This is a genomic window from Streptomyces sp. NPDC088354, assembly GCF_044753585.1.
In the GTDB taxonomy this organism is placed as follows: Bacteria; Actinomycetota; Actinomycetes; order Streptomycetales; family Streptomycetaceae; genus Actinacidiphila.
Window position 1 is genome coordinate 1 of the sequence record NZ_JBIVNJ010000126.1, and the last position, 2,892, is coordinate 2,892.

At 63.1% G+C, this 2,892-nt stretch carries 2 pseudogenes; one reads left to right on the plus strand and one right to left on the minus strand.

What is annotated here, in order from left to right:
- The first annotated feature begins 669 nt into the window (after positions 1–669).
- Positions 670–1,522: pseudogene (locus ACIP98_RS42110) on the plus strand (IS5 family transposase).
- A gap of 384 nt (positions 1,523–1,906) precedes the next feature.
- On the opposite strand, the pseudogene ACIP98_RS42115 reads toward ACIP98_RS42110, so the two are convergent.
- Positions 1,907–2,726: pseudogene (locus tag ACIP98_RS42115) on the minus strand (IS5 family transposase).
- Positions 2,727–2,892 lie beyond the last annotated feature (166 nt).

A 2,892-nucleotide genomic window follows, 5' to 3' on the forward strand; every position in this document is an offset into this window, starting at 1 on the left:
CAGAGCATCGCGACGAACGGGATGACGAGGCAGACGCCGGCGATCACACGGGTGGGGGTGACCACCGGCGGCCGGACCGGAGTTCCGGTTGGTTGTTTAGGCACTGAACTTTCCTCAATTTTCAGCACGTCAGGAAAAACAGGGCGCAGTGTAGAATCCGACGCCTCACGTGCGGTTGCTAGCAAGAAATAGGTTGCAACTCAGGAGTTGACCTCGCCCCCAGATGAGAAACCACCTCAATGTTTTCTTGGCTATATTGTAGAATTCTCTAGCGGTAATTGACTTTCCGTCCGCCGCGATCCGTCGACGGACAGCCGTCTTCCCAGCCGTTGCCGACTGGAGGGCGCGCCAAAGGAGCCCGTTGAGTGCCGCGCGGCGACCATAGCTCTTTCGAGATTATGCGCGCCAAGTGTAGGAGTATAGAATCTCAGTGCCGAACTTAACGGCGAGGACGGGCGCAGGCTCCCATGATGCGTTCGTCGAAGTTAAATGATTTTGAATGGTGTTGATCAAGGGATTCGGTGAGGCCCGGCGATCGGGACACGTCGCTGTAGTTCCGTGTCCGGGCAGCTCGTGCTCGTCGTTTTGGTACCCGCCGCGACAGTACCTTCGCGCCAGCGCCCATCACTTGCCGTGCATTGACATTCTGTGGGCGCTCGTTGATGGGGGTTGAGCAGTGCTGGGGAGGGTTATCCGTCCGATCTGACGGATGAGCAGTGGGCGTTGGTGGAGCCGTTGCTGCCGGCGCCGCGGACGGGTCCGAAGGGTGGGCGGCGGGAGAAGCATCCGCGGCGGCGGACTATGGACGCGATCATGTACGTGGTCCGGACCGGGTGTGCCTGGCGGCAGTTGCCGCACGAATTCCCACCCTGGCAGACGGTGTACTGGTACTTCGTGCGCTGGCATGACGAAGGTACCGTCGCCCGAATCCACGACGCCCTGCGCGACCAGGTCCGCCAAGCCGAGGGCCGCGGCGCCGAGCCGACCGCGGGGCTGATCGACTCGCAGTCGATACGCACCGCCGACACCGTCCCGGCCGACACCCGCGGCTACGACGCGGGCAAGAAGGTCAAGGGCCGCAAGCGGTTCATCGTCACCGACACCCTCGGCCTACTCCTGACCGCGCACGTCGTGGCCGCCAGCGTCCAGGACCGCGCGACGGTGCCCGACGGTCGCTGCTGTGGACCCGGCTCGACCACCCCACCGTGCGGAAGATCTGGGCCGACTAGGGCTTCACCGGCCGCCTGGTGGACTGGGCCGCCACCGCCTTGAAACGCACCGTGGAGATCGTCCGCAAGGAGCCGGGCCAGAGAGGCTTCCAGGTCCAGCCCAAGCGGTGGGCGGTGGAGCGAACGTTCGCCTGGCTCACCGCACGCGCCTGGCACGCGACTACGAACACCACCCCGCGCACGCCGAGACCATGATCCGCTGGGCCATGATCAGCGTGATTGTCCGCAGACTCACCCGGACAGCACCCGCCACCCGTCCCGGCCCCACACCCCTACGAAAAGCAGCTCGGTAGTCAGATCTCAAACACGCTCTCAGGGTGGGGAGAATGTGGGATTTCGACGCTCACTGTGGCTCGGTGCTGCGTTGACCTTCGTCTCGGAAGTCCGCTTGCACAAGTGTCCTGCGCAACGAAGAGCTGGGCCATGCACTGTCACGGCAGGGCTTGCGTGATGAGGTACAAGCAGACGTTATCTCGTGCACCTGCGGCCAACTCGGCGGCGCACTTCGCACTCCAAGCGAGCGGATTGAGCCGGTCCGTGAACTACCGTTTCACCGGTTGATCGGGGAGCCCAAATTGAAACGCCGATGGAAGTCCCGCTGATTGCTCGCCGGTCGTGGTCATTGAACAAATCGGACGCCGAGTCATGCGGGTCCAGGAGCAGTCTTAGACAATGTCCTACATGGTCATTTTGTGGAGCCGTTTGTAGCAGCTGAGGGCCGCGGCCAGTCCGAGAAAGGCCAGGTAGTTGCCTGGTTTCCGCTCGTAGCGGTGGTTGAGTCGGCGCAGCCGGTGAGCCAGGACATAGTGCGTTCGAGGACCCATCTGCGGTGGCCGAGTCGCTCGCTGGACTCGACTCCCGACTCCCTTGGGGGCGATGCGGACGCCGATGCGCTTGCCCCATAGCCATTGCCGCAGGTGAGGCACGTCGTACGCCTTGTCCGCATGAAGGCGTTGAGGCTTGGAATCGGCCGCGTGGGATTCGTGTCCCATGTGGAAATGGGACAGCAGCGGCTTCAGGGCCTGGTTGTCGTGAGTGTTGGCGGCGGAGACTCCGACGCGTAGGGGCAGTCCGTTCGCGTCGGACAGGACATGCACCTTGGAACCGGGCCTGCCCCGGTCCACGGGACTCGGACCTGCAAGTTCGCCCCCTTTTAGCCCGCACATGGGCAGAGTCAAGGACCGCGCGAGAGAGTTCGACCATGTCCCGCTCGTCCAGAAGCTGGAGAACCTTCTGATGCAGCCGCCCCCAGATCCCGGCTCGCGACCAGATGACGAACCGGCGATGAACCGTCGACTTCGACGCTCCGAAGCACGGCGGCAGAGCCCGCCAACCGCAACCGCTGACCAGCACATAGATGATCGCGGCGAAGACCGCATCATCATCGATGTTCGCGACCCCGCCCCCTTGCGGACGCACCCGCTCCGGCGGCAACAACGGCCCTGCGATCTCCCACAATCCGTCCGAAACAATCCATCCCCACCGTCCGCTCCCCATGCCCAAGACAACTTTCAACTGACCATGGAGAACACAGTCTTAATGGTTGCCCGAGGCACTGCAGCTAGATGCAATACCGGTGACTTTGAGGGCTTCTATGTCGTTGTGTGGGTGTGCCAAGGCCCGGACAGGTGAAGTCGTCAGATGGTGAGCGGTTGTCGGATCG